The sequence below is a fragment of the Pantoea sp. SGAir0418 genome (assembly GCF_043529865.1).
Map to the genome: position 1 here is coordinate 2,227,296 of NZ_CP027911.1, position 26,831 is coordinate 2,254,126.

Below are 26,831 nucleotides of genomic sequence, written 5' to 3' on the forward strand. Positions count from 1 at the left end.
ATGATCGAAACCATTCGTAAAAACGCGTTCACGCTGGGCATGTTTGCCGTGATCACCACCGGCGTGACGGCGGTGGTCAACTATGTCACCAAACCGACGGTCGATCACCAGACCGCGCTGCAGCAGAAAAACCTGCTCGACCAGGTGGTGCCCACCGATTTGTACGACAACAATATTCAGCAGGAGTGTCTGCTGGTGACTGATGCCCGCGCGCTCGGCAACGACAAACCGCATCATCTGTATGTGGCGCGCAAAGGGGATCAACCGGTGGCCGCCGCACTTGAGACCACCGCCCCTGACGGCTATTCTGGCGCAATACAGATGCTGGTCGGCGCTGATTTCCATGGCAAAGTGCTGGGCGTACGCGTAATTGAACATCATGAGACGCCGGGTCTGGGTGATAAAATTGAGCTGCGAATTTCCGACTGGATCAACAGTTTTAACGGCAAAGTGGTGCACGGTGCCGACGATAAAGCCTTTGCGGTGAAAAAAGACGGTGGCGAATTTGACCAGTTTACCGGCGCGACCATCACGCCGCGCGCGGTGGTCAACGCCACCAAACGCACGGCGCTGCTGATTGAAACGCTGCCAGCGAAGCTCGCTTCGCTGCCTGAATGTGGAGATGCACCATGAGTGAAGCGAAAAATTTACTGATTGGCGGACTGTGGAAGAACAACTCGGCGCTGGTGCAGCTACTGGGGCTCTGTCCGCTGCTGGCGGTGACCTCAACCGCCACTAACGCGCTGGGCCTTGGACTGGCAACCACGCTGGTACTGACCATCACCAACAGTGCGATTTCCGCTTCGCGCCGCTGGGTGCCGGGTGAAATTCGTATTCCGATCTACGTGATGATCATCGCCTCGGTGGTGAGCTGCGTGCAGATGCTGATCAACGCCTATGCCTATGGCCTGTATCAGTCGCTGGGCATCTTTATCCCGCTGATCGTCACCAACTGCATTGTGGTGGGACGCGCGGAAGCGGTGGCATCGAAAAGCAGTATTCCCCTCTCCGCGCTGGATGGCTTTGCCATCGGTATGGGCGCAACCTGTGCGATGGTGACGCTGGGTTCGATTCGTGAACTGATTGGTAACGGCACGCTGTTCAACGGTGCTGATCAGCTGCTGGGGCCATGGGCTAAAGCGCTGCGTATTGAAGTGGTGCATTTTGATTCACCGATGCTGCTGGCGATGCTGCCGCCGGGTGCGTTTATCGGCCTCGGTATGCTGCTGGCCGGCAAATACCTGATCGATCAGAAAATGAAGCAGCGCGCCGCACGTCAGCTGGACGCTGCTGCTGCCGCGCCGCAGGGCGAAACCGGGAAGGCTGTGTGAATAAGGATAAACGCCTGCAGATCCTCACGCGACTGCGTGACGCCAATCCCCATCCGACCACCGAACTGAATTTCAGCTCACCGTTTGAGCTGCTGATCGCTGTGCTGTTGTCGGCACAGGCAACCGATGTCAGCGTCAATAAAGCCACCGCCCGACTCTATCCGGTGGCTAACACGCCAGCGGCAATGCTGGCGCTCGGCGTGGAAGGCGTTAAAGAGTACATCAAGACCATTGGCCTGTTTAACAGCAAAGCAGAAAACGTCATCAAAACCTGCCGCATTCTGCTGGAGCAGCACGGCGGTGTGGTGCCGGAAGACCGCGCGGCACTGGAAGCCCTGCCCGGGGTCGGGCGTAAAACCGCCAACGTGGTGCTCAATACCGCCTTTGGCTGGCCTACCATTGCCGTAGATACCCACATTTTCCGCGTCAGCAATCGCACCCGCTTTGCGCCGGGTAAAAACGTTGAGGAAGTAGAGCAGAAGCTGCTCAAGGTGGTGCCGACTGAATTTAAGGTTGACTGCCATCACTGGCTGATTCTGCACGGTCGCTACACCTGCGTGGCGCGTAAACCGCGCTGCGGCTCCTGCCTGATTGAAGATTTGTGTGAATTTGCGGAAAAGACCGACTGATCGGTAACGGCGCGACATCGCGCGCCGTACTCTCAGCAATAATCGTTATCGCGCCGCCTGCAGCCACGCCACGACCAGCGGTGACAGCCGGTTTTGTAACGCGGCGCGTTCAGACTGGAACAGCGTGGCGACAAAGAACGGATGATCGGTCAGCTCTACCCCGCGCACATCCCCCTCCAGATCCCATGAGGTAATACGCAGATTGCGCGTGGCCAGCGCCTCGCTGAACTCAGCGTTAACGCCAAAGTTGCAGTGATAGCCTTCGTTACTCTGCAGCGCGCCGTAGGCCTGAGCAATACGCGAACCCGGCTCAAACGTGACCTCACCGCGCTGCTCGACCAGCGAGCAGGCCAGTGGCGCAATCACCCAGCGCGCGTCAGGGTCGGTCTCGGCATGGCCAGCATCCTCCCAGCCCAGCACGTTGCGCGCGTATTCCACCACCGCATATTGAAAGCCGGCGCACGAGCCTAAAAAGGGTTTACCGCTTTCGCGCGCCCAGCGAATGACGTCGAACACGCAGGCATCATTCAGGAAGGGACTGCCAGGCACCACCCAGACGGCATCATAGTCGTGCAGACGCGGCAGATCGATTTCCGGCGTCGCGATCCAGTCGGCGGTTACGTTAAGTGAGAGAGAGGTTGCGGCAAGCTGAACAGCGGGAGGAATAGCCTGGTGCGCGACAGCACTGGCACGGTAATCGCCCACGAGAGCGACACGAACGGACTGCTTCATGATGAGTTCCTTGCAGGGAAAAAACGAGGTTACAGCAATTTCTTCAGGCTGTCTAAGGGCTGGCGATCGGCTATCCATCTTTCCCCTGCCTGGCGCAACAGGTCACTGCCGCCGGGGGTGCTGCAGAGCTTATACGATGAAAGCCGCGATTAAGTGGTGAAATTGTCGGCAAACGGGAGAGCGGCAATCGTTTTCTTTTTTTACATTTCTAATTAATTGATAATTTTGTGCGCAGGATCAACAAATTAGCCTGCAGCGAACTGTCAGCCGCTTATTGTGCTCAACAATCAGACAATTGCGCTTACTTCTTCGGCAAAAATCAGGGGAATCATCCAGCTTAATGGGCTGGATAATATTATGTCCTGCCCGGAGCAGGAAAAGCAGTTTATCTCAGGAAAATCCATCAACCGATCTGCAACAAGAACAATTATCCTGCTATAATGTCACGCAGTGATATTTAACACTGATTTACAAGTTATTATCCTGGTTATAACCCTGCCTGTAACAAGTATTTCAGCGTGCAGAAAATGCTTGCCCTGTTGGCCTGATTCAGCCAAATTAGGCGCCGTTTTTCCTTTCTAATAACAATGTTGCGCGGGATTACCCAGCCCGACGCAGACTTAATTCCTGTTGTAAAACAGGCGATGTATAAACTGAGGTATACGTGTCAACTGCAAACAAACACACTGATGAGGCGGTAAGCCTTAACGCCTTCCGTCAGCCGAAAGCGTTCTATTTGATCTTCTCCATCGAACTGTGGGAGCGTTTTGGCTACTACGGTCTGCAAGCCATCATGGCGGTCTATCTGGTGAAACAGCTGGGGATGTCCGAAGCGGACTCCATCACCCTGTTCACTTCGTTCAGCGCACTGGTTTACGGCCTGGTTGCCATTGGCGGCTGGCTGGGCGACAAAGTGCTCGGCACCAAACGCGTGATTATTCTCGGCGTCATTGTGCTGGCGCTGGGCTATGCGATGATTGCCTTCTCCGGTCATGACACCACCATGGTGTATGTCGGCATGGCGACCATCGCCGTGGGTAGCGGGCTGTTCAAGGCTAACCCTTCTTCACTGCTGTCGACCTGCTACGAGAAAGACGATCCGCGCATCGACGGTGCCTTCACCATGTTCTACATGTCGATCAACATCGGTTCGCTGTTCTCGATGATGCTGACTCCGTGGCTGGCGGCCAAATATGGCTGGGGCGCGGCGTTTTCGCTGTCGGTGGTGGGCCTGGTGATCACCCTGCTGAACTTCCTGTTCTGCCAGCGCCTGGTGAAGAATTACGGCTCCAAACCAGACTTTGCGCCGCTGCAGGTCGGTAAGCTGCTGATGACCCTTGTCGGCGTGGTTGCGCTGATCGCGCTGGCCACCTGGCTGCTGCATCATCAGAGCATTGCCCGCATGACGCTGGGCGTGATCGCGATCGGTATCGTGCTGGTGTTTGCCAAAGAAGCCTTTGCGCTGCACGGTGCGGCACGCCGCAAAATGATCGTTGCATTCCTGCTGATGGTCGAAGCTATTGTGTTCTTCGTGCTGTACATGCAGATGCCAACCTCGCTGAACTTCTTCGCCATCCGTAACGTCGAGCACGCGATTCTCGGTATCACCTTTGAGCCGGAACAGTTCCAGGCGCTCAATCCGTTCTGGATCATGGTGGCCAGCCCGATTCTGGCGGCAGTCTATAACAAGCTTGGCGATAAGCTGCCGATGCCGCACAAGTTTGCCATTGGCATGGTGCTGTGCTCTGCAGCGTTCCTGGTGCTGCCGTTTGGCGCGAAATTCGCGAACCAGGCGGGTATCGTTTCGGTGAACTGGCTGATTCTGAGCTATGCGCTGCAGAGTATCGGTGAGCTGATGATCTCCGGTCTCGGCCTGGCGATGGTGGCGCAGCTGGTGCCACAGCGTCTGATGGGCTTCATTATGGGCTCCTGGTTCCTCACCACCGCTGGCGCCGCGATGATTGCCGGTAAGGTAGCGAACCTGATGGCGGTGCCGGAAAACGTCACCGATCCACACGCCTCACTGGCCGTGTATAGCCAGGTGTTCCAGCAGATTGGTATCGCCACTGGCGTAATCGCGCTGCTGATGCTGATTACCGCCCCGCTGCTCAACCGCATGACGCAGGATGACGCGCAGGCAGAACTGAAGCGCGCCAGCGCTAACCAGTAATCGTTTCTGAGCCGGGCTAAGCCCGGCTTTTTTTATCCCCCTTCACAACCCCTGCTTTCCGCTGTAGTTTAAGCAACACGCTTTTTATGCTCGCCTTGCACGGCTGAGATCGGGAATGGCTCATGGACAGATTTGACGAGCTGCAGGTGTTTGTTGCGGTGATTCAGCAGGGCAGCCTGGCTGGCGCGGCGCGCGTATTGCAGCGTTCGCCGCCGGTCATTACCCGCACGCTGAATGCGCTGGAAGCACGTTTCGGCACCACCCTGATTGAACGCACCACGCGCCAGCTGGCTCCCACCGAGAGCGGCTGGCAGCTGTTTGAGCAGGCGCAGCGCTTGCTTAACGATTACCAGAGCGCGCTCGACAGCGCCCACCACAGCGGACTGCACGGCCTGCTGCGCATCACCGCCCCGGTGATGTGTGGCCGTCGCCACGTGATGCCGCTGGTCAATGCCTTTCTGCAACAGCATCCGGAAATGCAAATCGAACTGATTCTTAGCGACAGCTATCAGGACCTGATTGAAAACGGGCTGGATATTGCGGTGCGCATTGGCGAGCTGCAGGATTCGTCGATGGTGGCGCGCAACGTCGGCAGCGTACGCTCGATGCTGGTCGCCAGCCCGGACTACCTTCGCCAGGCCGGAATCCCAGCCCATCCGGCTGAGCTCAGCATGCATGCGCTGGTGGCAGGCGTGCGCCACACCCGTGAGTGGCGCTTCGCGCACGACCTGCGTGTGCGCATCACCCCACGCCTGCGCGTCAATGATATCGCCAGCCAGCTGGATGCATTGCGCAGTGGCCAGGGCATTGGCCGTCTGTTGTCTTATCAGGTGATAGATGAACTGCAGGCTGGCACGCTGATCCGCCTGCTGAGCGAGTGGGAGCCGGCACCGCTGCCGGTGCATCTGGTGGCACAGCGGGTGAAAAACATGGCGCCCAAGGTACGCTGTTTCTGGGATTTCGCGCTCACGGCACTGCCGCCGCGACTGCAGGCGGCCGCTGAATTTCCCGCGCCCGCCCGCAATTCCTGATCGCTGTCACTGGTAAAAATTTCTGGCAGTTTTATGCTGCTGTCATCACAACAACTCATCAGGAGAGGCCATGATGAAACTCTATTGTAAGCCCGGTGCCTGTTCGCTCTCGCCGCATATCGTTGCGCGCGAATGCGGGCTGGATTTTACGCAGGTCAATGTCGATCTGCAGAAGAAAGTCACCGAGCGCGGAGAAGATTACTGGCAGATAAACCCCAAAGGACAGGTTCCCGCGCTGCAGTTTGATGACGGCAGCATACTGACGGAAGGCGTGGCGATTGTGCAGTATCTGGCGGATCTCAAGCCGGATCGCAACCTGCTGGCACCGACCGGCAGCCTGACGCGCTATCACACGCTGGAATGGCTGAGCTACATCAGCAGCGAATTGCACAAAACCTTTTCCCCGCTGTTCCGTCCGGATACGCCGGAAGAGTACAAAGCCATAGTGCGTGCACAGCTGGAGCAAAAATTTCAGCGCGTTAACGATGCGCTGCAGGATAAACAGTGGCTGATGGGGTTACGCTTCACCGTCGCCGATGTCTATCTGTTTGTGGTTACGCGCTGGGCAAAAGCCATCAAACTGAATCTGGAAGGTTTGAGCGCGCTGGAGGCATGGTTTGCGCGGGTGGCCGCGCGGCCGGCGGTTCAGGCCGCACTGAAGGCTGAAGGTCTGGTCTGACGCCACAGGCCGGCGTGCTGGCCGGCCTGTGGCTTAGCAGCGGTTACAGCTGTTCGGCCGCAAAGTGCTGCGTGGGTTGCGCAATCGCATCCTGCGCCGCCACCAGTTGCAGTTCATACTCGCCCATCTCGTGGGTTTTCAGCATCACTTCATATACTGCCGCCGTGACATGTTCCAGCGCATCCTGCAGCGATTTGCCGTGCAGCAGGTCAACCAGCAACAAGCCACTGGTCAGATCGCCAACCCCCACCGGCTGACGCACACCAAAATCCACCAGCGGACGGCTGATGTGCCAGCACTGATCGGCGGTGACCAGCAGCATTTCAAAGCGATCGCTACGGCGTCCGGCGCGCGCCAGGTGTTTCACCAGCACCACGCGCGGCCCCTGCGCAATCAATGCGCGAGCGGCTACCACCGCCTGCTCCACGTTTGCAACCGTCTGGCCACTGAGCATCTCCAGCTCCAGCAGGTTCGGCGCGATAAGATCGCTGGCCGGCATCGCCTGCTTGCAGTGAAACTCCGCCACGCCGGGCGCGACGATGCAGCCTTTTTCCGGATGGCCCATCACCGGATCACAGAAATACCAGGCGTCAGGATTCGCCGCCTTCACCATACGCACGATTTCCAGGATCTGTTCGCCCTGCTCCGCCGAGCCGAGATAGCCGCTCAGCACCGCATCGCAGGTTTTCAGACGATCGATGGCGGCGATCCCGCTGACGATATCGGTCAAATGGGTGGCGGGCATCACGGTGCCGGTCCAGTGACCATACTGGGTGTGATTGGAAAACTGCACGGTGTTTAACGGCCAGACGTTGGCGCCCATGCGTCGCATCGGGAATTCGGCCGCGCTGTTACCGGCGTGGCCATAAACCACGTGAGACTGGATTGCGAGGATATTTTTCATTATTGCCCTGTACTGCTTGCCATAAAAAAGGGCCGGAGACCGGCCCTTGCACCTTACTGCCAGCTAATCAGGCAGTAGTGTTTTTTGCCGCGACGCAGCAGCGTGTAACGACCAAACAGTTTGTCGCTGTCGCTGAAACGATACTCGGCATCAGACTGTTTCTCACCGTTGACAGACACCGCGTTGGAGCCAATCATGGTGCGCGCCTGGCCGCGTGACGGCACCAGTTCCGCCGCCACCAGCGCCTGTTGCAGATCGTCGTCCGCATTCAGGCTAATGGTCGGCATACCATCCTGTGCCAGCTGCTCAAAGTCCGCTTCGGTCATGTCGCTCAGACTGCCGGAGAACAGACTGTCGGTGATGCGCTTCGCCGCGCTCAGACCGCTTTCGCCGTGCACCAGACGCGTCACCTGCTCTGCCAGCACATACTGCGCGCGCGGCGCTTTGCCACTGGTTTTGTCTTCTTCTTCCAGCGCATTGATCTCCTCAATGCTCATGAAGGTGAAGAACTTCAGGAAACGATAGACGTCCGCGTCGGCGGTGTTGATCCAGAACTGGTAGAACTTGTACGGACTGGTTTTCTTCGCATCCAGCCATACCGCGCCACCTTCGGTTTTACCAAATTTGGTGCCGTCCGACTTGGTGATCAGCGGCACAGTCAGTCCCCACGCCTGCTGCTGATGCAGACGACGCGTCAGATCGATGCCGGAGGTGATGTTACCCCACTGGTCGGAGCCGCCAATCTGCAGCACCACGTCGTAGCGCTTGTTCAGTTCGGCAAAGTCGTAACCCTGCAGCAGGTTGTAGGAAAACTCGGTGTAGGAGATGCCCTGATCTTCACGGTTCAGGCGCATTTTCACCGCTTCACGGTTGATCATCTGGTTGACCGAGAAGTGCTTACCGATATCGCGCAGGAAGGTCAGCACGTTCATGCCGCCAAACCAGTCATAGTTGTTGGCCGCGATGGCGCTGTTGTCGCCGCAGTCAAAATCGAGGAAAGGCGCAACCTGTTTGCGGATCTTCTCTACCCACTCGTTAACGGTTTCCGTGGTGTTGAGTTTACGTTCGGCCGCTTTAAAGCTGGGATCGCCGATCAGGCCGGTGGCACCGCCGACCAGGGCCACCGGCTTGTGGCCGGCATCCTGGAAACGTTTCAGGCACAGCAGCGGCACCAGATGGCCCAAGTGCAAGCTATCAGCGGTGGGATCAAAGCCGCAATAGAGTGCAATTGGCCCTTGCGCCAGCCGCTCTGCTAACGCTTCCTCGTCCGTTACCTGGGCTACTAAGCCTCTCTCTTGCAATTGTTGTATCAGGTTACTGCTGGTCATCACTGACTCCAAATTGATCAGACTGCACCTATGCTGGTACACAGCTGTCCGCTGACGTGCGGATACGAAAAAAATGAGGGCTATAGCATAAAGCGCTGACGAGCCGTGCGCCAGCGCTGAAAGGGGATAAAACGCAGTTTTACGGTGCTAAACGGTCGATTGTCCAGCCGCTGCCATCACGCTGATAAAGGAAGCGGTCATGCAGGCGATGTTCGCCGCCCTGCCAGAACTCCATGGTGTGGAATCTGACGCGGAATCCGCCCCAGAAACTCGGCAGCGGCACTTCCCCCTGCTGAAACTTCTGCTTGAGCTCAAGGAATTTGCCCTCGAGCACGCCGCGCGCGGAAATCCGGCTCGACTGTTTTGATACCCAGGCGCCAATCTGGCTGTCGCGCGGACGGCTGTGGAAGTACTTCAGCACTTCCAGCGGCGACAGTTTCTCCACTTCGCCCAGCACCATCACCTGACGCTCAAGGAAGTGCCAGGGGAAATGCAGGGAAATGCGCGGATTGTCCGCCAGCTGCAGCGCTTTACGGCTGCCGAGGTTGGTGTAAAACACCATGCCCTGCTCATCGTAGTGCTTGAGCAGCACGATGCGCTGATAGGGCTGGCCGCTGCTGTCCACCGTCGCCACCGTCATGGCGGTGGGATCGGGTAGCTGCGCGGCGCACGCCTGCTGCAGCCACTGCTCAAACAGCGCCAGAGGAGTATCTGGCAAATCTTTGCGCCGCAGCCCGCCGCGCGTGTACTCCCGACGCAGGTGGGCAATGTGTTGCAAGCTGTCACTGTCGCTCATGCTGGTATCCCGGTTCTCTCTTACTGTGCGGAGGCATCCGCGTTCTGCAGTTCACAATCATTAATCACGATTTTATCGTTGCGTTCAACAAAGGCGCCATTGCCTTTTGACCAGAAAACGTAGGTCCCATCGCTGTAGCGCGCGCCGGAGGCAGATACCGTCTGGGTCAGCGTGAGTGGTTTGCCGTCCAGAATAAAGCTCACCTGCTGCTTCGCGTTGTCCAGAGTGACCGTCAGCGGCAGCGTGCCACACTGGTAATGTAACGTCTCTGGCGCGGGTGCGGGTTTATGCCAGATACCACAGCCGCTGAGTAAGGTCAGGGTGCCGGCCAGCACGATCATCTTTTTCATGTTTGCTCCTTAACGTATTGCGTGGGGATTGGCGGGATAGATAGCACCCAGCACGCTCATTTCGCGCGCGCCGGTTACCGCCGGCAGATTGCCCGGCAGCCCGGACAGGGTGCGGAACGCCAGCCAGGCAAAGGCCAGCGCCTCCATATCATCACCGCTGATACCGGCCTGATCGGTGGTGCCCACCTCAGTGCCAGACAGATGCGCGGCCAGCCGCGCCATCAGCAGCGGATTGCGGCTGCCGCCGCCGCACACCAGCAGACGATCGCAGCCATCGTTGAGCTGTACCTGATGGGCGATGGTCAGCGCGGTCAGCTCGCACAGCGTTGCCTGCACATCCTGCGGGGCCAGCGCCGGGAAGCGCTGCAGCTGCTGTTCCACCCAGCCCAGGTTAAAGTATTCCCGACCGGTGCTTTTGGGTGGCGGCAGCGCAAACCACGGATCGCCGAGCATCTGCTCCAGCAGCGCGGGTACGACCTGGCCACTGCGCGCCCAGCCGGCATCTTTATCAAACGGCAGGCCTTTATGGCGCCAGATCCACGCATCCATCAGCATATTACCTGGTCCGGTATCAAAGCCGCGCACCGGCTGACCAGGGATCAGCAGCGACAGATTGGCGATGCCGCCAATATTCAGCACCATGCGCCGTTCAACACTGTCCATCAGCAGCGCCTGGTGAAAAGCCGGTACCAGCGGCGCGCCCTGGCCGCCCAGCGCCATGTCGCGGCGGCGAAAATCACCCACCACCGTAACGCCGGTCGCGGCAGCGATCTGGTTATTGTCGCCAATTTGCAGCGTATTTGGTGCCGCCGACTGCGGCTCGTGCCACACCGTCTGGCCGTGGCAGCCAATCGCCATGATATCGCTGGCCTCCAGCGCCTGCTGCTGCATCAGCGTCAGTACGGCTTCCGCAAACAGCTGGCCGAGCCGGGTATCAAGCTGACCGAGCTGCGACAGCGTCAGCGTCTGTCCCTGACAAATTTCCAGCACCTGCTGACGCAGCGCCAGCGGGATGGGATGGCAGTAGCTGGCCTGTTGCGCCACCATATGCTGGTCGATCGCGGCCAGCACGACGTCTACGCCGTCCAGGCTGGTGCCGGACATCACGCCGATATAGCGTCCTGATTTCATAGCGCTTCCTTACCCGTTTGCGGGCCTGCAATGCATCTGTGTTTAGCCTGGCAAATTACCGGGGCTAATTCTATGATAAATTTCCGCTTTTCAACTGCGCTGCGACACGCATTCCGGCAGCAAACTATTTTCATCCGGCAATTGAATTTTTGTTGATGGGCGGTGGTCTATGCTTCGGCCCAGCCGCATATTGTTCGGACATCGCGTCAATTGACCATTTTCTGACTTATACTGTTGCAGTACAGGACGAGAATATGGCGTTTTTTTGCATTAAGGAGCTTTCTCATGATTAAGCGTTTCGTAGCCGTAGCCCTGGCGGGTATCACGCTGGCTGGCTGTGTTAATAACGATACCCTTTCCGGCGATGTTTACAGCGCCAGCGAAGCCAAGCAGGTTCAAAGCGTCTCATACGGTACGCTGGTCTCCGTGCGTCCGGTAAAAATTCAGGGCGGCGATGACAGTAATGTGATCGGTGCCATTGGCGGTGCGGTGCTGGGTGGTTTCCTCGGTAACACCATCGGCGGCGGCGCGGGGCGCAGTCTGGCAACAGCCGGCGGTGCGGTACTGGGCGGCGTAGCCGGTCAGGGCGTGCAGGGTGCGCTCAACAAATCTGACGGCGTAGAGCTGGAGATCCGTAAGGATGACGGCAATACCATTATGGTGGTACAGAAGCAGTCCGCCAGCCGTTACTCGGTCGGCCAGCGCGTAGTGATGGCCTCCAACGGCAGCCAGGTCACCGTCTCTCCGCGCTAAGCGCGCAGATAAAAAAAACCGACGCCAGTGCGTCGGTTTTTTTATTTCTCGCGGTTCTGCAACTCGAGAATGTTTTTTTCCAGCCGGGCAATCAGCGTCACCATCTGATTGATCTCTTCCAGGCTGATGCCGGAGAGGATGTCGTCACGCGTCGCGTCTATCACGTTTTCGACCTGCTCAATGATCGGCTCAGCCTGACGGGTCAGCTTGATGCGCTTGGCGCGGCGATCGTTAGCGCAGGTGGCGCGGGTGATGAGCCCCTTCTCTTCCAGCTGATCCAGCGTACGCACCAGCGACGGCTGCTCAATACCGATGGCTTTCGCCAGCTGAATCTGCGACTGCTCTGGCGGGAGTTGATGAATATTGTGCAACGTCACCCAGTGGGTTTGTGTCAACTCAAGCGGCTTCAGACGCTGGTCGATCAACGCGCGCCAGATGCGCACCAGGCGAGACAGATCTGTTCCAAGCGGCGTATCCATTTCATCTCCTTATAATTAGCTTGCTAGCTATCAAGCCAGATTTTACACTATTCTGCGAGTTTACAGGACAAATTACAAATCCCGGGCCAGACGGCACGCCCGCTGTCTACACTTGATTTAACCGTGCCCGGGTAAAAAGGATGATGCCACGTGTCAATCTTCGCGCTCACCGCGACGGCGCCGCTGACCGATCTGGTATTCGGTGCCTCACTGTTCTTCCCGCCGCTGTTCAAAGCGGTGCTGCTGGGCTTCTTTTTCTGGCTGCTGATTCATCCGCTGCTGCGCGGCTGGATCTACTCCGGCGATGTCTGGCACCCCACCTTAATGGATCTCTCACTGTTTGTTCTGTGCGTGAGCGGCGCACTGTGGATACTGAGCCTCGGATAAATCACCATGAAATTCAACCCCTTTAAGTACTTTTCTACCCTTGTGGTGTTTGCCCTGGCGCTGCTCGCAGGCTGGTGGATGTGGAACTACTACATGCAGGCCCCGTGGACGCGCGATGGCAAAGTGCGCGCTGAATTGGTGGACGTGACGCCCGAGGTCTCCGGCCGCATCAGCGCGCTGGCCGTGCGCGACAATCAGTTTGTGCATAAAGGCGAGGTGCTGCTGACGCTGGATCCGGTGCCGTGGCAGATTGCGCTGACCAATGCGCAGGCCCAGCTGGCGAAGGCGCAGGCCGACCTCGCCAAAGCGCAGCATGAGGCGGATCGCCGTGCCAGCCTGCCGCGTAACGTGATCTCCGCTGAAGATATGGACGCGGCGCGCCTCAACGCGAATGCGGCGGCCGCCACAGCGAAAGCCGCACAGGCGATGCTCGATCAGGCGCGCTGGAACCTGCAGCAAACCACGGTGACGGCACCGACCGACGGCTGGGTCAGTAACCTGACGCTGCGTGCCGGCAATTACGCGACCGCCGGTACGCCACTGTTCGCGCTGGTCGACAGCCACTCTTACTATGTGATGGGCTATTTCGAAGAGACCAAACTGCGCCATATCCAGCCCGGCGCGGCGGCGCAAATCGTGCTGTATAGCAACGGCGCACGACTGCAGGGCCAGGTGGAGAGTATCGGGCGGGCCATTTACGACCAAAGCATCGCCAGCGACGGCGGTCTGGTGCCTGATATCAAACCCAACGTGCCCTGGGTCAGGCTGGCGCAGCGCGTCCCGGTGCGTATCCGGCTAAACGCGGTACCGGATAATGTGCCGCTGGTAGCCGGTACCACCTGCACCATCACTGTCGCGCACTGAGGCCGGCATGAATCTGCAGTGGCTGGCCTGGCACAATCTGCCGTGGATAAAGGCAACCGGCGGCGAGTGGCGCTATGCGTTGCGTAACGCAATCGCGATGTGTCTGGCGCTCACCCTGGCGTATGCGCTGCAGCTGGATCAGCCTTACTGGGCCATGACGTCCGCCGCAGTGGTGAGTTTCCCCACCGTCGGCGGCGCCATCAGCAAAAGCCTGGGTCGCATCGTCGGCAGCCTGCTCGGTGCCAGCGCCGCGCTGCTGATCGCCGGCCATACGCTCAACGAACCGTGGCTGTTTGCCTTTTTCATGGCCGGCTGGCTGGCGCTCTGCACCTGGGTCGCCAGCCATTTTCAAAACAATGTGGCCTACGCCTTTTCACTGGCCGGTTACACCGCCGCGATTATCGCCTTCAGCAGCGTCAATGTTAGCGACGTCAGCCAGCTGTGGGACATCACCCAGGCGCGCGTGTGCGAAGTGATCGTCGGGATTCTCTGCGCCGGGCTGATGATGATGATCCTGCCCAGCACCTCGGACGGCAGCGCGCTGATGCTTTCGCTGCGCCAGATGCACACCCGCCTGCTCGACCACGCGGTGCTGCTGTTGCAGCAGAGCAGCACGGAAAATGTGCGCACCGCCCACGAAACGGTGATCAGCCAGATCCTTACCATGAATCTGCTGCGCATTCAGGCCTTCTGGAGCCACTATCGCTTCCGCCGGCAAAATAACGTGCTTAACTACGTGCTGCATCAGCAGCTGCGCCTGACCAGCGTGCTCTCCAGCCTGCGTCGCATGCTGCTTAACTGGCCCGACGCGCCGCCGGCGCTGTACAGCGCAATGCAACAGCTGCTGCACGAACTGGCGCAGCCGCAGTGTGATAAATACCGGCTGGCGCAGATTCTGCGCAGCATCACGCCGGACGTGCACGGTGATTTCCGCCAGCGTGCTTTTGTCCAGCGGCTGCGCTACTTCTGCTGGGTGTGGCTGAATGTGGAGCGCTGGATTCGCCTGATTGAGCGCGCCGACGCTGACACCCGTTTCCAGCCGCCGTACGCGCCGGCACTGGCACGTGCCAGCGACAGTGCCGAAGCTGGCTGGAGTGCGCTGCGCACGTTTAGTGTGATCATGCTGGGCTGCGCGTTCTGGATCGGGACCCAGTGGGACGCTGGCGCCGCCGCGCTGACGCTTACCGCTATTGCCTGCGTGCTCTACTCGTCATCGCCTTCGCCCGGCGGCAGCGTGTCGCTGCTGCTGAAAACGCTGCTGTGGCTGTCGCTGTTCAGCTTTGTGCTGCAGTTTGGTCTGATGGTGCAAATCAGCGCGCTGTGGCAGTTTTTGCTGCTGCTGTTCCCGCTGCTGCTGACGCTGCAACTGTTTAAGCTGCAACAGAAGCAACGCGCCGCGCTCTGGGGCCAGTTTATTGTGTTTATGGGATCGTTTATCGCGGTAAGTAATCCGCCAGACTGGGATTTCCAGAGCTTCCTTAACGATAACCTGGCAAAAGTGTGTGGCGTCCTGCTGGCGTGGCTGGCGTTTCAGGTGTTACAGCCGGGTTCTGATGCGCGCCGCAGCCGACGCCATATCCGGGCGCTGCGCCACGCTTTTCTCGATCAGCTACGTCGCCAGCCGCGCCTGAGTGAAAGCCGGTTTGAATCGCAGATTTATCATCACATCAGCCAGCTGAGCCACAGCCGTGATGAGCAGGCGCGCCTGTGGCTGCTGCGCTGGGGCGTGGTGCTACTGAACTGTTCGCACATTGTCTGGCAGCTGCGCGCCTGGCAACCCCGCTCACCGGCGCTGGCGCAGCTGCGCGACAGCAGTCTGCAGGATTTGCAGCGCATTATGAGTCTGCGCGGTGTGCGTCACGACTCGCTGCAGACCGCGCTGGATACGCTGCAGCAGGCCATTGATCAGCTTCAGGGGCAGCCGGAGAGCGACGCGAATACCCTGGCGGGTATTTTGTGGCGCCTGCGCTGTTCGCTGGCGCAGCTGCGTCAGGCGGTGCCGGATTGATCATTCACAGTACTGGGTAAACTGCCGATCAAAGTCATCGTGCAGCTGCTGCAGGGTCTTCTGCCCTTCAAAGCGGGTTTTATCCTGCTCGGACATCGGTTCTATCACCAGCGCTTTCTCGTCCGACGAGTAGATAAAGCGCCGCGCCAGCGTGCTGCCGGTAAAACTGGTGCCCTGAATGCCGCCGCACACCACGGTGATGCTGTGACGGCGGATTTCGGTATGAGTGAAATTGGTTTCGGTGGCGCTGCGCAGGACGTTCTGACAGCCTTTGGCTTGCAGCCGCTGCAGGGTATGCTGCGTCAGCCATTCGCGGCCGCGGGCAATATTTTCACAACTGGCGCGCAGCGGATTGGTATCTATATCTCGCTGCAGCTGACGGCTGGCCTCCAGTCGCAGCTGGGTATCATTCGGGCGATCGCAGCCCACCAGCGCTAAACACAACAGCAAAATCCCACGCGTTTTCATGCCTGCCCCTGAGCGGTTCCGTTCCTGAATCAACATCATAGGATGGAATGTTGCCGCTGAGTAGCAGGAAAATGGGTCAGAATTTTTCTGCGCGGCGGCGGCGGGTCAGGCCCGTCGCCGCCCGGTAGTCAGATCACGCCGCAGGCCAGACGTGCCCCGCCACCGCCAAGCGGTAGCGGATGGTCTGCATGGTTATCGCCGCCGACATGCACCATCAATGCTTTGCCTTTGATCTCGCTCAGCGATTTCAGACGGGGCGCCACCACGGGATAGCTGGCTTTGCCGTCGTCGGTGACATACAGCGCGGGCAAATCGCCGAGGTGACCGTCAGCGTACGGACCGAGGTGCTTGCCGCTGTTGTGCGGATCGAGGTGACCGCCCGCCGCGCCGGCCGCCACGGTTTTGCCGGCGGATTCGCCGGGCTCACAGCTGCCTTTGGCGTGGACGTGGAAGCCGTGAATGCCGGGTTTCAGCCCGCTCAGCGCCGGCGCGAACTGCAGACCATACGGGGTTTCGCTGATGGTCACCTTACCGATCGACTCACCGATACCCTGCGCCGTCACCTGATGCAGCGTCACGTCTTCTGACGCCGCGTGTGCACCGGCAGCACACACCAGCGTCAGCACGGCCATAATGGTTTTTTTCATAACGTCTCCTTACGGTTCAGATTCCCTCTAAGCCTGGACCGCTTTTGCCCAGGCTGCCGTAGTTTGACGCAGATTTACGCTTCAGGGCACATCGTAGCCGAGTGCCGCCTTGCGAATGCGGAACCACTGCTGGCGATCCAGCGTCAGTTCGCAGGCTTTCACCGCGTCGCTCACGCGCGCAGTTTTACCGGAACCGATAATCGGCAGCGGACGACTGGGCAGCTTCATTACCCAGGCATAGACCACCTGATCGATATTGCTGGCACCGATCTCCTGACGCACCTGTTCCAGCTCATCGCGCAGCGGCTGGTAGTGCGGATCGTTAAACAGGCGGCCGCCACCGAGGCACGACCACGCCATCGGGCGCATACGCGTCTGCTGGCACTGGTCGAGCGTGCCGTCGAGCAGCGCCGACTGCTCCAGCGGTGAGATTTCCAGCTGATTGGTGACCAGGCTAAACGGCAGACGGGATTGCAGCAGCGTGAACTGCGCAGCGGTAAAGTTGGACACGCCAAAATAACGCACCTTGCCACTCTGATGCAGCTGCAGGAAGGCGTCGGCGATTTCATCCGCATCCATTAACGGATCCGGACGGTGAATCAACAGCAGATCGAGATAATCGGTGGCAAAGTGGCGCAGCGAATTTTCCGCACTGTGCAGGATGTGGCTGGCTTCGGTGATGTAGTGACCGATTTTATGCTCGGGTTTCGCGCGGGTGGCAATGCCGCACTTGGTGACGATTTGCAACTGCTGACGCAGCTGCGGTGCCAGGCGCAGCGCTTCGCCGAACGCGGCTTCACAGCGATAGTCGCCGTAGATGTCGGCGTGGTCAACGGTGGTGATGCCCAGCGCCAGATGATGCTCGATAAACTGCACCAGTTGCTGCGGCGTCATGCCCCACTCCATCAGCCGCCAGTAACCGGCGATCAGCGGCGAAAAAGCGGGTCCCTGTGGGGCAATAGCGTGCGGTTGTAACATGGTTAAACTCCCTTCTGCGCAATAGCGAAAGCGCGAGTATAACCAAATGCGCACGGCGCGTTTTCTTAAAACAGCTCCGGTTGCTGTGGATCAGGATTTTCATCCACTTTTTGCTGACGCTGCAGGCGCAACAGGCGCTGACGACACAGGCGCAGCACCTCGCGTTTTTGCGCATCGCTGAATTTCATCCAGTTGAAGCGCTCCTCCCGGCTGCGCAGACAGCCACGGCAATAACCGCGCGCATCGCTCTGGCAGATACCGCGACAGGGGCTCGGAACCGGAAAAAACTCTAATTGCTCAGCCACATCACCTCCGCAATGAACCTATCCACTCTTATTGATAACAGCTTAATGACATAGTGCAAGGCATAAACCGTTATTGCTGGTACTGTACACGGCGACAACCACGCCAGCTTCCGTCACCGTGGCAATAGTCAGGGAATCAATCAGGTAAGGAGACGCGGTTAAGGTTTTCCTCATCTTCAATTCATACGATTGTCATATTCCGTTATTCCGATGAGTCTCCATGAAACTGACCTCTAAGTTACAGTGTCACGACAACAGTTTTAATTTACTGGCCGCGTTGTTCTTTGCCTTTGTCCTCAATGCCCTGTTTTTACTGCGCGCGTGGGAAATTATCCCCTACACCCGCGTGCATGATTACCTGTTCGCCGCCAGCATGCCGGTGGTGCTGGTCGCGGCGTTTTATCTGCTTTTCTCGCTACTGGCCTGGCCGTGGTTACGCAAACCACTGCTGATTGTGCTGATTCTCGCCAGCGCCGCCGCCAACTACTTTATGCACAGCTTTGGTACGGTCATCGACACCAACATGATCGAAAACGTGTTTGAGTCGAATGCGCAGGAAACCGGCGCGCTGATGAGCCGCAACTATGTCATCTGGATGCTGCTGATGGGCATTCTTCCGGTCGCGCTGGTGTGCAGCGTCCGTATCAGCAATCGCCAGCGCTGGTGGTGGAACCTGCTGCAGCGCCTCGCCAGTGCGCTCGGTGCCGTACTGGTAATTCTGCTGATGGCCGTGCTGTTCTACAAAGACTACGCTTCGCTGATTCGCAATAATAAAGGACTGGTGAAGATGATCACCCCTGCCAATATTGTCAGTGGCACCGGCCATTATGTCGATCAGCGTTATCTGCAGGGCAGCCAGGCGCTGGTGAAGATTGGCGAAGATGCGAAGAAAGGACCGCTAATCACCGCCGGGCCGAAGAAGACGCTGGTGGTGCTGGTGGTCGGTGAAACTGCGCGCGCGGAGAACTTCTCCCTCGGCGGCTATGCGCGCGACACCAACCCACAGCTGAAAAAGCAGCAGGTGATTTATTATCCCAACGCCAGCTCCTGCGGCACGGAAACCGCCATTTCGGTGCCGTGCATGTTCTCGAATATGCCGCGCGAGCATTATGATGCGAACCTCGCCCATCATCAGGAAGGCGTGCTGGATGTGCTGGCCCATGCCGGAGTCAGTGTGCTTTGGCGCGAAAACGACGGCGGCTGCAAGGGTGCCTGTGACCGCGTGCCGCATACCGATATGACGCAATGGCAGCTGCCACAATACTGCCACGATGGCTTCTGCCTCGATGACGTTTTACTGCATCGCTTTGATAACTATGTCGACAGCCTGCACAATGACGGCATCATCGTACTGCACCAGATGGGCAGCCACGGTCCGGCTTACTTTAAGCGCTATCCGGCCGCGTTCCAGCGTTTTACGCCGACCTGCGACAGCAATCAGATTCAGGATTGCGATCACCAGGCGCTGGTTAACACCTACGATAACTCGCTGCTGTATACCGACGATATGCTCAGTCGCACCATCGATAAGCTGAAAGGCCTGAGCGATCGCTTTAACGTGGCGCTGGTGTACCTGTCCGACCATGGCGAATCGCTGGGCGAACACGGCATGTACCTGCACGGTGCGCCGTACCTGTTTGCGCCGTCGCAGCAGACGCACATCCCGCTGCTGCTGTGGATGTCGCCGGGCTACGCCGCGGCATATCACATTGATCAGGCCTGTCTGCGCCAGCAGGCGGCAGAGACAGCGGTGTCGCAGGATAATCTGTTCCACACGGTGCTCGGCCTGTTCAACATCCAGACGCAGCAGTATCAGCCACAGCTGGATATGATCAAATCGTGCCAGAATCGCGCCTGAGGATTGCATTAGACCGACTGGTCTAATACTCTGCCTGCCATGAACAAGACAGTGCAACGCAACGAAACCCGTGAACATCTGCTCGCCACCGGCGAGCAGGTCTGCCTGCAGCGCGGTTTCACCGGCATGGGGTTGAGCGAAATGCTGGCGCTGGCGGAAGTGCCGAAAGGCTCGTTTTACCACTACTTCCGCTCGAAAGAAGCGTTCGGTGTGGCGCTGCTGGAGCGCTATTTCGTCAACTATCAGCAGCAGGTTGAACAGCAGCTGACCCAGCCCGGCGTTACTGCACGCGAACGCTTACTGCAGCATTTTCGCTACGCGGAACAGCTGTTTATTGAGCAGGGTCACATCGTTGGCTGTCTGGGCGTTAAGCTTTCCGGTGAAGTGTGCGATCTGTCAGAGCCGATGCGCGATGCGCTGCAGCGCGGTGCTACGGCCATCACGGCGGCTTACGCACGCTGTCTGACGGAGGTCGCAGCCGAACAGCCGCTGCCCTATGGGCAAAGCCCGCAGCAGCTGGCGCAACGCTGTTATCTGCTGTGGCTGGGAGCCAGCCTGCAGAGCAAGATTTCACGTGAGCCCGGGCCGATTAGCCTGGCGCTCGACACCATCGAACAGTGGCTTAATCACCGCTGATTTTTAAAAACGGCAATTTCTAGACGACCGGTCTATTACAGGAGTCATCATGGCGAGTAAACAGCTGTTCACCCCGCTGAAAGTGGGCGCGATTACCGTACCTAACCGTGTATTTATGGCGCCGCTGACGCGTCTGCGCAGCATTGAACCGGGCGATATTCCTACCCCGCTGATGGCGGAGTATTATCAGCAGCGCGCCAGCGCGGGTCTGATCATTACCGAGGCCACCCAGGTTTCGTTCCAGGCGAAAGGCTACGCCGGTGCGCCGGGTTTACACACCGCAGAGCAAATTGCTGCGTGGAAAATGATTAACGAAGGCATTCACGCCGCGCACGGTCACAGCGCCGTTCAGCTGTGGCACACCGGCCGCATCTCGCATAGTAGCGTGCAGCCGGATGGCAAAGCGCCGGTTGCACCGTCCGCGATCGCCGCAGGCACTCGCACCTCGCTGCGCGCCGCCGACGGCAGCGTGTATCGCGAAGATACCTCCATGCCGCGTGAACTGAGCGTGGCAGAGATTCAGCAGATCGTTAAAGACTTCGGTCAGGCGGCAGCCAATGCGCGCGACGCCGACTTTGATCTGCTGGAACTGCACTCTGCGCACGGCTATCTGATGCATCAGTTCCTCGCACCGGGTTCTAACCAGCGTACCGATGAATACGGCGGTTCGATTGAGAAGCGCGGCCGTTTCGCGCTGGAAGTGGTCGATGCGGCAATTGCTAACTGGTCAGCCGATCGCATTGGTATTCGTATCTCGCCAATCGGCGCCTTCCAGAATCTGGAAAACGGTCCGGATGAAGAAGAAGCGGCACTGTGGTACATCAGCGAACTGGGCAAGCGCGGCCTCGCCTACCTGCACCTGTCTGAGCCAGACTGGGCGGGCGGTAAGCCTTACACCGATGAGTTCCGCCAGAAAGTGCGTGCCGCCTTCCCGGGCGTGATTATCGGTGCCGGTGCCTACACCGTGGAAAAAGCGGACGATCTGATTGCGCGTGGCCTGATTGACGCGGTGGCCTTTGGCCGTGACTTCATCGCCAACCCGGACCTGGTAGCGCGCCTGCAGCAGGATGCACCGCTTAACCCGCAGCGCCCGGAGAGCTTCTACGGCGGCGGCGCGGAAGGTTACACCGACTACCCGACACTGTAAGTCAAACGTGGCCGCAGCGGATGTGCGGCCGCGTGCTTTCTTCAGGGCATTCCCTCGCTATACTAAGCGGGTTCCCTGATGACTTTTAAAAAGAGGATGTTATGCGTTTACTTCACACTATGTTACGCGTTGGCGATCTGCAGCGCTCCATCGATTTTTACACCCGCGTGCTGGGCATGCGCGTGCTGCGTCAGAGCGAAAACACCGAATACAAATACACCCTGGCTTTCGTGGGTTACACCGAAGAGAGCGAAGGTGCGGTCATTGAGCTGACCTACAACTGGGGCGTGGATAAATACGACCTCGGCAATGCCTACGGCCACATCGCGCTGGGCGTGGATGATGTCGCGGCAACCTGCGACCGCATCCGTCAGGCGGGCGGTAACGTCACGCGTGAAGCCGGCCCGGTCAAAGGCGGCAGCACCATCATCGCTTTCGTGGAAGATCCGGACGGCTACAAAATCGAGCTGATCGAAAACAAACACGCCGGTCACGGCCTCGGCAACTAATGCCGTTAGTCAGCCTGCTAATTTGCGGGCTGACTTCCCTCTCCTGCTGCACCCTGCGCCGATTTTTGCCATAATGCGCGCTGCCCCATTTCCTGCAATGAGATCCTGATGTCTGAATCGAACGCCTTAAACGCTCTCCATCAACGCTTCCGTGGTTTTTATCCTGTGGTGATTGACGTTGAAACCGCCGGTTTTAATGCGCAAACCGATGCGCTGCTGGAAATCGCCGCCACCACGTTAAAAATGGATGAGGATGGCTGGCTGCACCGCGATGAAACCCTGCATTTCCACGTGGAGCCGTTCGAAGGGGCGATTCTCAATCCCGAAGCGCTGGCGTTTACCGGCATCGACCCCAGCAATCCGCTGCGCGGCGCGGTGAGTGAATATGAGGCGCTGCACGCCATATTCAAAATGGTGCGCAAAGGCACCAAAGACAGCGGCTGTAACCGGGCGATTATCGTGGCGCACAATGCCACCTTTGATCATAATTTTCTGATGGCGGCAGCAGAGCGCACCGGCATGAAGCGTAACCCGTTCCACCCGTTCGCCACCTTTGACACCGCCGCGCTGAGCGGGCTGGTGCTGGGACAAACGGTGCTGGCGAAGGCCTGTAAAGCGGCGGGGATAGATTTTGACAGCACTCAGGCGCACTCGGCGCTGTACGATACCGAACAGACCGCCACGCTGTTTTGCGAACTGGTGAATCGCTGGAAACGCCTCGGCGGCTGGCCGCTGGCGGTGAGTGAAGAGCCGGCCGAAGACGATGCCTCGGCCTGAGGCCCGTCAGACCGCAGCCAAAAAAAGGCCGACACTGCTGTCGGCCTTTTTCTTATTCTGCTTCTTTGTGCTTCTCAGCGGTCTCTTTGATCAGCGGTTGCAGTTCGCCGCGCTGGAACATCTCAACGATGATGTCGCAGCCGCCGACCAGCTCGCCATCCACCCACAGCTGCGGGAAAGTTGGCCAGTTGGCGTATTTCGGTAACTCAGCGCGGATATCCGGATTTTGCAGAATGTCTACGTACGCAAAGCGCTCACCACAGGCAGACAGCGCCTGTACCGCCTGCGCAGAGAAACCGCAGCTTGGCAGTTTCGGCGAACCTTTCATGTACAGCAGGATCGGGTTTTCTGCGATCTGGCGCTGAATTTTTTCAACAGTACTCATTTTTGCCTTCCTTAATCCTTCACTTCGTGTTTGTTTATTGTAGCGACTTCGCCCCGCGACTGAAAACGGGATTTTGCCTTAGCCGGCGCATATCGCCATGTTTGTTAAGTTCGCGCGCCACGAATAACATTTTCATATCATTAATAAGCATTAATCAATTAATAATTAGCAATAATTCCGCTGGGTTAAACAGCTGAAATCGCTCATTTTTGCCCCACTTTCAGTACCGTGACAGATTAATGGAAAAAGACCTTACCTTTTGCAAAAAAAGTGGATTAGAATTGCCCCGGTGCTGATCGTCGATCAGATTTTTCTAACTTTACCGCGGTCTGGCTTCCTGCCGACGGCTTAACCTGTAACCGGACTATGCGTTTACTGATTACGCTTTTCATACTGGCTTTTGCCCAACTGTTCTTTAATGTGGCGGCGGCTTCTCCGCATGCGCCGGTTAATGCCAGTTTGCAGAAAGCGGAGAAAAAGAACGCGCGTGAAGATGAGCGTCGCAAACGACGCCCGGTGAAAACCACCAGCAAAAAGTCACGCCTGACGTCAGTACAGAAGTTCAGGCTGAAAAAACAGCAGAAAAGCGAAACGGTACTTCAGCACACCACGCAGCGCAAATCCTCACTTAAGCTCAGTGCGAAAAAATATGGTCATCAGCGGCTGGCGAAAAAATCGCGTGACGTTGCCGTTGATGATGAAGTGCAGCAGCTGAGCGGCATTAAAATGAGCAAGGCCCACCGCCTGCGCTATCAAAAAGCACGTGAAACCGCGATGACGAAACTGATGGGCCAGCTGGGTAAACCGTATCAGTGGGGAGGCACCTCACCGCACACCGGTTTCGACTGCAGTGGTTTAGTGTGGTACGCCTACAAAGATCTGGTGAAGTTTAAATTTCCCCGTACCGCTAATGAGATGTATCACCTGCGCGACGCCGCGCCGATCAAGCGCGAGATGCTGGAGAAAGGCGATCTGGTGTTCTTCCGCATCAACAACCGCGGCACCGCCGACCATGTCGGGGTTTATCTGGGCAATGGTAAATTCATTCAGTCTCCGCGCACCGGTAAGGACATTCAGATTAGCGCGCTGGGCGAGGATTACTGGCAGAAGCATTACGTTGGCGCGCGCCGTATGATGACGCCGAAAACCGTGCGCTAACCTCAGCGTTGCGCAACAAAAAAGCCGGTGGCTGTTCAGCAGCACCGGCTTTTTTATTAATGCAGAATGGCGGTAAAGCTAAAGGCAATAATCATCAGCAGAGCAGCGGCGGTGGTGGTCAATGCCAGTTTTAAATCGGTACTCATCACAACTCCTTAGTCACACAGTTTGCATGGTTAAATAATTTTCGCACAGTGATGGGCAAAAATCTCGTGTTATCCGCCCCGGCTTGCTAGAATCGCCGCCTTTCGTTGCGCAACAGATTTAGCGCATGCTGCATTGACAGCCTGCTGAAGGATGTTTCCCTGCCCGATTAAGCAGATTAGCCCTGATATTCAGGGCGCAAAACCATTAGCAGACGCAAACGTTTAACAATATACTTATCAGTAAGTTGCGATAAGCCCAGGAGTACCATTTTCATGGCAACCATTAAAGATGTGGCGAAACGCGCCGGGGTCTCAACCACCACGGTTTCGCATGTCATCAACAAAACGCGTTTTGTCGCGGAAGAGACGCGTAACGCCGTATGGGAAGCGATTAAAGCGCTGCACTACTCACCGAGCGCGGTGGCCCGCAGCCTGAAGGTGAATCACACCAAGACGCTGGGCCTGCTGGCGACCTCCAGCGAAGCGCCCTACTTCGCCGAAATTATTGAAGCCGTGGAGAATCACTGCTTTGAGCGTGGTTACACGCTGATTCTCGGCAACGCGCATAACGATCTGCAAAAACAGCGCGCTTATCTTTCGATGATGGCGCAAAAGCGCGTCGATGGCCTGCTGGTCATGTGCTCCGAATATCCCGACGATCTGCTGCAGATGCTGGAAGAGAACCGCAATATCCCGATGGTGGTCATGGACTGGGGCGAATCGCGCGGGGACTTTACCGATACCGTGCAGGACAATGCGTTCCACGGCGGTTACCTCGCCGGGCGTTACCTGATTGAGCGCGGCCATCGCGACATCGGTGCCATCCCCGGCCAGATGGAGCGCAACACCGGTGGTGGCCGTCATGCGGGTTTTCTGCAGGCGATGCAGGAAGCGGGCATCAGCGTCCGTCCCGAGTGGATTGTGCAGGGTGACTTCGAACCGGAGTCAGGTTATCAGGCAATGCAGCAGATCCTGAACCAGAAACAGCGCCCGACGGCGGTGTTCTGCGGCGGCGATATCATGGCGATGGGCGCGATTTGCGCGGCCGACGAGATGGGACTGCGCGTGCCGCAGGATATTTCGGTAATTGGCTATGACAATGTGCGCAACGCGCGCTACTTCACCCCGGCGCTGACAACCGTGCACCAGCCGAAAGCGCAGCTGGGGGAAAAGGCACTGGAGATGCTGCTGGACCGCATCACCAGCAAACGCGAAGAGCCGCAGACCATTGAAGTGCAGCCCACGCTGATTGAGCGCCGCTCCGTGGCCGATGGCCCGTTCCGCGATTACCGCCGTTAAGCCGCCTTCTCGCTGAGCCACTCGTGGTTCAGCGTCTCCGCATCGCCCAGATATTCCAGTAACCACGCCAGCGCCGGTGACGCGCGCTGCTCAGACCAACTGACGCAACACGGGCTGTCCGGAAACGGCTGCGGCAACGCCAGCTCCACCAGCGCGCCGCTGTCCAGCAGCGGGCGCGCCAGGTGGCCCGGCACCATGCCCACGCACAATCCGGCCTGCAGGCAATCCAGCCCGGTTTCCCACTCCGGCACCACCAGCCGCCGCTGGTTATCCAGCGTCCACGTCATGCGGCGCGGCAGCGCGCGCGACGTATCTTCCAGCACCAGCGACGGCCAGGCGCGCAGGGTTTCGTCATCCAGCTGCGGACTGTGGGCCAGCGCATGCTGCGGACTCACCACGCAGCGCCAGTTGAGCGCGCCCATATCCTGAAAGGCGAAGCGGCCGCCGACCGGAATGGCCTGGGTGGCGCCAATCGCCACATCGACACGACCATCAGCCAGCGCGTCCCACACGCCGTTAAATACTTCGTAGCTGATGATCAGCTCCATATCGGGGAAATGGCGGTAAAAATCCTTTACCAGCTGGCGGGTACGCTGCGGTTTGACGATGCAATCTACCGCGATGCTGAGCTGACCGCGCCAGCCGTTAGCCAGCTGCTGACATTGACGGCGCGTGGCCAGCATTTTTTTGATAACAGAACGCCCTTCACGCACAAAATGCTCGCCTGCTGCCGTCAGCACCACTTCGCGATGCTGCCGCTCAAACAGCGGTACCGCCAGCCAGCCTTCCAGCTGGCGCACGGTATAGCTGATGGCAGAGGGCACGCGGTGCAGCTCCTGCGCCGCCGCGCTAAAACTGCCGGTGCGCGCAACCGCGTCCACCACTTCAAGCGCATATTCTGACCACATAATTTTCCCTTCAAAAATTTTAACAGCACCCTGCAAAT

At 58.2% G+C, this 26,831-nt stretch carries 31 protein-coding genes; 17 read left to right on the forward strand and 14 right to left on the reverse strand.

Annotated features, from left to right (window positions below):
* The 3 genes from rsxG to nth are packed head-to-tail and all read left to right on the forward strand — an operon-like array spanning position 1 to position 1,960.
* Positions 1-633 (forward strand): electron transport complex subunit RsxG, encoded by a 633-nt coding sequence (gene rsxG / locus C1N84_RS10210; RefSeq protein ID WP_031279157.1) that lies wholly within the window; start codon positions 1-3, stop codon positions 631-633.
* Positions 630-1,331 (forward strand): electron transport complex subunit E, encoded by a 702-nt coding sequence (locus tag C1N84_RS10215; protein WP_058757701.1) that lies wholly within the window; start codon positions 630-632, stop codon positions 1,329-1,331. The genes rsxG and C1N84_RS10215 overlap by 4 nt, the downstream gene beginning before the upstream one ends.
* The gene (nth, locus tag C1N84_RS10220; RefSeq protein WP_211725409.1) at positions 1,328-1,960 is read left to right on the forward strand and encodes an endonuclease III; all 633 of its coding nucleotides are present in this window, start codon (positions 1,328-1,330) and stop codon (positions 1,958-1,960) included. The genes C1N84_RS10215 and nth overlap by 4 nt, the downstream gene beginning before the upstream one ends.
* Before the next feature lie 45 nt (positions 1,961-2,005).
* On the opposite strand, the gene C1N84_RS10225 is transcribed toward nth, so the two are convergent.
* Positions 2,006-2,692: a CTP synthase C-terminal region-related (seleno)protein gene (locus C1N84_RS10225; protein WP_264441309.1), complete on the reverse strand. Its 687-nt coding sequence runs from the start codon at positions 2,690-2,692 to the stop codon at positions 2,006-2,008.
* 664 nt (positions 2,693-3,356) lie between these two features.
* Here C1N84_RS10225 and dtpA point away from each other — a divergent pair.
* The 3 genes from dtpA (at position 3,357) to gstA (ending at position 6,572) form a co-directional block, all read left to right on the forward strand.
* Positions 3,357-4,862 (forward strand): dipeptide/tripeptide permease DtpA, encoded by a 1,506-nt coding sequence (dtpA, locus tag C1N84_RS10230; protein WP_058757699.1) that lies wholly within the window; start codon positions 3,357-3,359, stop codon positions 4,860-4,862.
* A gap of 122 nt (positions 4,863-4,984) precedes the next feature.
* Positions 4,985-5,893, forward strand: a complete 909-nt coding sequence (locus tag C1N84_RS10235) for a LysR family transcriptional regulator (RefSeq protein ID WP_058776276.1) — start codon at positions 4,985-4,987, stop codon at positions 5,891-5,893.
* A 73-nt stretch (positions 5,894-5,966) separates the two neighbouring features.
* A complete protein-coding gene (gene gstA, locus C1N84_RS10240; RefSeq protein ID WP_031279159.1) occupies positions 5,967-6,572 on the forward strand; it encodes a glutathione transferase GstA in 606 nt (201 codons plus the stop codon).
* 43 nt (positions 6,573-6,615) lie between these two features.
* Here the strand turns inward: gstA and pdxY are convergent, their stop codons facing one another.
* The 5 genes from pdxY to anmK all read right to left on the reverse strand — a co-directional run bounded on the left by pdxY (position 6,616) and on the right by anmK (position 11,081).
* Complete coding sequence (gene pdxY / locus C1N84_RS10245; RefSeq protein ID WP_058776274.1) at positions 6,616-7,476, reverse strand: pyridoxal kinase PdxY; 861 nt, start codon at positions 7,474-7,476, stop codon at positions 6,616-6,618.
* A gap of 53 nt (positions 7,477-7,529) precedes the next feature.
* A complete protein-coding gene (gene tyrS / locus C1N84_RS10250; RefSeq protein ID WP_058769710.1) occupies positions 7,530-8,804 on the reverse strand; it encodes a tyrosine--tRNA ligase in 1,275 nt (424 codons plus the stop codon).
* 139 nt (positions 8,805-8,943) lie between these two features.
* Positions 8,944-9,600: a pyridoxamine 5'-phosphate oxidase gene (pdxH, locus tag C1N84_RS10255; protein WP_021506201.1), complete on the reverse strand. Its 657-nt coding sequence runs from the start codon at positions 9,598-9,600 to the stop codon at positions 8,944-8,946.
* A gap of 20 nt (positions 9,601-9,620) precedes the next feature.
* On the reverse strand, positions 9,621-9,950 hold the full coding sequence (locus tag C1N84_RS10260; protein WP_021506202.1) for an MliC family protein: 330 nt from the start codon (positions 9,948-9,950) through the stop codon (positions 9,621-9,623).
* Between the two features lie 9 nt (positions 9,951-9,959).
* Positions 9,960-11,081, reverse strand: a complete 1,122-nt coding sequence (gene anmK, locus C1N84_RS10265) for an anhydro-N-acetylmuramic acid kinase (RefSeq protein ID WP_088515851.1) — start codon at positions 11,079-11,081, stop codon at positions 9,960-9,962.
* Positions 11,082-11,366: 285 nt separating this feature from the next.
* Here anmK and slyB point away from each other — a divergent pair, with 285 nt between their 5' ends.
* Complete coding sequence (gene slyB / locus C1N84_RS10270; RefSeq protein WP_021506204.1) at positions 11,367-11,834, forward strand: outer membrane lipoprotein SlyB; 468 nt, start codon at positions 11,367-11,369, stop codon at positions 11,832-11,834.
* A 41-nt stretch (positions 11,835-11,875) separates the two neighbouring features.
* Here the strand turns inward: slyB and slyA are convergent, their stop codons facing one another.
* Positions 11,876-12,313, reverse strand: coding sequence for a transcriptional regulator SlyA (gene slyA, locus C1N84_RS10275; RefSeq protein WP_010618966.1), 438 nt, complete (start codon positions 12,311-12,313; stop codon positions 11,876-11,878).
* A gap of 150 nt (positions 12,314-12,463) precedes the next feature.
* Between slyA and C1N84_RS10280 the strand changes: the two genes are divergently transcribed.
* The 3 genes from C1N84_RS10280 to C1N84_RS10290 are packed head-to-tail and all read left to right on the forward strand — an operon-like array spanning position 12,464 to position 15,572.
* Positions 12,464-12,700: a DUF1656 domain-containing protein gene (locus C1N84_RS10280; protein ID WP_021506205.1), complete on the forward strand. Its 237-nt coding sequence runs from the start codon at positions 12,464-12,466 to the stop codon at positions 12,698-12,700.
* 6 nt (positions 12,701-12,706) lie between these two features.
* Positions 12,707-13,564 (forward strand): efflux RND transporter periplasmic adaptor subunit, encoded by an 858-nt coding sequence (locus C1N84_RS10285; protein ID WP_264441310.1) that lies wholly within the window; start codon positions 12,707-12,709, stop codon positions 13,562-13,564.
* 7 nt (positions 13,565-13,571) lie between these two features.
* Entirely contained in the window at positions 13,572-15,572 is a 2,001-nt protein-coding gene (locus tag C1N84_RS10290) for an FUSC family protein (protein WP_215480252.1), read from the forward strand.
* Here the strand turns inward: C1N84_RS10290 and C1N84_RS10295 are convergent, their stop codons facing one another.
* The 4 genes from C1N84_RS10295 to C1N84_RS10310 form a co-directional block, all read right to left on the reverse strand.
* The gene (locus tag C1N84_RS10295; protein WP_021506208.1) at positions 15,573-16,040 is read right to left on the reverse strand and encodes a hypothetical protein; all 468 of its coding nucleotides are present in this window, start codon (positions 16,038-16,040) and stop codon (positions 15,573-15,575) included.
* Between the two features lie 128 nt (positions 16,041-16,168).
* Positions 16,169-16,687 carry a superoxide dismutase [Cu-Zn] SodC gene (gene sodC, locus C1N84_RS10300; protein ID WP_264441311.1) on the reverse strand — a complete coding sequence of 173 codons (519 nt, stop codon included), beginning with the start codon at positions 16,685-16,687 and terminating at the stop codon, positions 16,169-16,171.
* An 81-nt stretch (positions 16,688-16,768) separates the two neighbouring features.
* Entirely contained in the window at positions 16,769-17,665 is an 897-nt protein-coding gene (locus C1N84_RS10305; protein ID WP_394541618.1) for an aldo/keto reductase, read from the reverse strand.
* 65 nt (positions 17,666-17,730) lie between these two features.
* Entirely contained in the window at positions 17,731-17,970 is a 240-nt protein-coding gene (locus tag C1N84_RS10310; protein ID WP_021506211.1) for a DUF1289 domain-containing protein, read from the reverse strand.
* A gap of 220 nt (positions 17,971-18,190) precedes the next feature.
* Here C1N84_RS10310 and eptA point away from each other — a divergent pair, with 220 nt between their 5' ends.
* The 5 genes from eptA (at position 18,191) to rnt (ending at position 22,897) form a co-directional block, all read left to right on the forward strand.
* Complete coding sequence (gene eptA / locus C1N84_RS10315) at positions 18,191-19,828, forward strand: phosphoethanolamine transferase EptA (RefSeq protein ID WP_394541619.1); 1,638 nt, start codon at positions 18,191-18,193, stop codon at positions 19,826-19,828.
* Between the two features lie 39 nt (positions 19,829-19,867).
* Positions 19,868-20,464: a TetR/AcrR family transcriptional regulator gene (locus C1N84_RS10320; RefSeq protein ID WP_264441314.1), complete on the forward strand. Its 597-nt coding sequence runs from the start codon at positions 19,868-19,870 to the stop codon at positions 20,462-20,464.
* A 49-nt stretch (positions 20,465-20,513) separates the two neighbouring features.
* The gene (locus C1N84_RS10325) at positions 20,514-21,611 is read left to right on the forward strand and encodes an alkene reductase (RefSeq protein ID WP_264441315.1); all 1,098 of its coding nucleotides are present in this window, start codon (positions 20,514-20,516) and stop codon (positions 21,609-21,611) included.
* 101 nt (positions 21,612-21,712) lie between these two features.
* Positions 21,713-22,120 (forward strand): lactoylglutathione lyase, encoded by a 408-nt coding sequence (gloA, locus tag C1N84_RS10330; RefSeq protein WP_021314698.1) that lies wholly within the window; start codon positions 21,713-21,715, stop codon positions 22,118-22,120.
* A gap of 108 nt (positions 22,121-22,228) precedes the next feature.
* Positions 22,229-22,897 (forward strand): ribonuclease T, encoded by a 669-nt coding sequence (gene rnt / locus C1N84_RS10335; protein ID WP_021506216.1) that lies wholly within the window; start codon positions 22,229-22,231, stop codon positions 22,895-22,897.
* A gap of 52 nt (positions 22,898-22,949) precedes the next feature.
* Here rnt and C1N84_RS10340 read toward each other — a convergent pair whose 3' ends face one another.
* On the reverse strand, positions 22,950-23,282 hold the full coding sequence (locus C1N84_RS10340) for a Grx4 family monothiol glutaredoxin (protein WP_021506217.1): 333 nt from the start codon (positions 23,280-23,282) through the stop codon (positions 22,950-22,952).
* 366 nt (positions 23,283-23,648) lie between these two features.
* Between C1N84_RS10340 and C1N84_RS10345 the strand changes: the two genes are divergently transcribed.
* A complete protein-coding gene (locus tag C1N84_RS10345) occupies positions 23,649-24,440 on the forward strand; it encodes a C40 family peptidase (protein ID WP_058757687.1) in 792 nt (263 codons plus the stop codon).
* A 56-nt stretch (positions 24,441-24,496) separates the two neighbouring features.
* On the opposite strand, the gene C1N84_RS10350 is transcribed toward C1N84_RS10345, so the two are convergent.
* Positions 24,497-24,586, reverse strand: coding sequence for a cytochrome bd-I oxidase subunit CydH (locus C1N84_RS10350; protein ID WP_021506219.1), 90 nt, complete (start codon positions 24,584-24,586; stop codon positions 24,497-24,499).
* A gap of 273 nt (positions 24,587-24,859) precedes the next feature.
* Here C1N84_RS10350 and purR point away from each other — a divergent pair, with 273 nt between their 5' ends.
* Positions 24,860-25,885 carry an HTH-type transcriptional repressor PurR gene (gene purR / locus C1N84_RS10355; RefSeq protein ID WP_021506220.1) on the forward strand — a complete coding sequence of 342 codons (1,026 nt, stop codon included), beginning with the start codon at positions 24,860-24,862 and terminating at the stop codon, positions 25,883-25,885.
* Here the strand turns inward: purR and punR are convergent.
* On the reverse strand, positions 25,882-26,793 hold the full coding sequence (punR, locus tag C1N84_RS10360; RefSeq protein ID WP_059011034.1) for a DNA-binding transcriptional activator PunR: 912 nt from the start codon (positions 26,791-26,793) through the stop codon (positions 25,882-25,884). The two genes, purR and punR, sit on opposite strands and share 4 nt — an antisense overlap.
* Positions 26,794-26,831 lie beyond the last annotated feature (38 nt).